This is a genomic window from Halomonas sp., from assembly GCF_041689495.1.
Classification (GTDB): domain Bacteria; phylum Pseudomonadota; class Gammaproteobacteria; order Pseudomonadales; family Halomonadaceae; genus Halomonas.
Window position 1 is genome coordinate 1 of sequence record NZ_JBDNGD010000127.1, and the last position, 1,325, is coordinate 1,325.

Consider the following 1,325-nt stretch of genomic DNA (forward strand, 5'->3'; position numbering starts at 1 on the left):
CCCCACCGCTCTGCAGGATTTTCCATGTGCCCCTTGCGCATAGTCGTCGACCGTCTGGATGACTGGCAACCCTACTACCCCTCCGAAGATCTCATCGGTGCCGACGACTTCCTGTCACGAGACGCGCTTCAGCGCGGCAATAGCGACCAGGACCCTGCCACCCATGTAATCAACCTGTGCGGCGAGCTCGACTACCTCGGCACCGGCTACTACGTCTCCCTGCTCGCGCAAGCCCGTGGCCAGAGGGTGCTGCCTACGGTGGAAACCCTCAATGAATTGTCACGCAAGGCATTGATCGACCTGCAACTCGATACTCTGGGTCCACTACTCGGCGAACTTTCGCGACAGGGCTCCTTGACCGGAAACAACCTGACCCTGAGGGTCCTCTTCGGTGAATGCCGCGAACCGGCCCTTGCCCGCCTCGCCCGGAAATTGTTCGAGCGTCTGCCCTCCCCGCTCCTCGAGGCTCGGCTGGTACGCCGCCATGATCTCTGGCGACTGGCAAGACTCAGACCGCTTCGGCTGCGCGAACTCGCCGCGGAAGAGCAGGAGTTGTTCGCCACGGCACTCAACCACCACTCGCGAAAGGTCTGGCGCGCACCCAAGGCCCGCCGCCGCTACCGCTTCGATCTGGCCATCCTGGTCGACCCGGGCGAAGCCCTGCCTCCCAGCAATCGCAGTGCCCTCAAGGCCTTCATCAGGGCCGGAAGGCGACTGGGCATCGATGTATCGCTGATCACCAAGCGCGATGCCGGGCGCCTCGCCGAATTCGATGGCCTCTTCATCCGCGAAACCACCGGCCTGGACTTCCCCCTGGTCCTCAAGATCCCCGATGGCTCCTTTTCCCGCGGCGTGGTCAAGATCGAATCGTTGACCCAGCTCAAGCAGGCCTCCCGGCAGTTGTTCGAGGATTCCGCCCTGCTGTTGCTCCAGGAATGGATGCCCACGGAATACGACTGGCGAATCGGTATCCTCGATGGGCAGGTGCTGTTCGCCAGCCGCTACTACATGGCCCGCGGCCACTGGCAGATCTATGACCATTCGGGCGCCAGGACCAAGAGTGGCGGATTCAGTACCCATGACCCCGCCGAGGTGCCCGCCCCCGTGATCAAGGCCGCACTCAAGGCCACCCGTCTGATCGGCGATGGCCTCTATGGCGTCGACCTCAAGCAGAGCGGGGAGCGGGTCGTGGTGATCGAGGTCAACGACAATCCCAATATCGATGCAGGCGTCGAGGATACCGTTCTCGGGCGGCGACTCTTCGATCGCATCATGGCGGTCTTCCTGACCCGGATGGAGGCACGCGTGCGCGAAACACCCTGACG

At 63.1% G+C, this 1,325-nt stretch carries 1 protein-coding gene; it reads left to right on the plus strand.

Annotation, left to right across the window (positions count from 1 at the left end; translation table 11 throughout):
- Nucleotides 1-1,323: RimK family protein (locus ACESMD_RS04130; RefSeq protein ID WP_372610596.1), on the plus strand; the 1,323-nt coding region annotated here is incomplete at its 5' end.
- Nucleotides 1,324-1,325 lie beyond the last annotated feature (2 nt).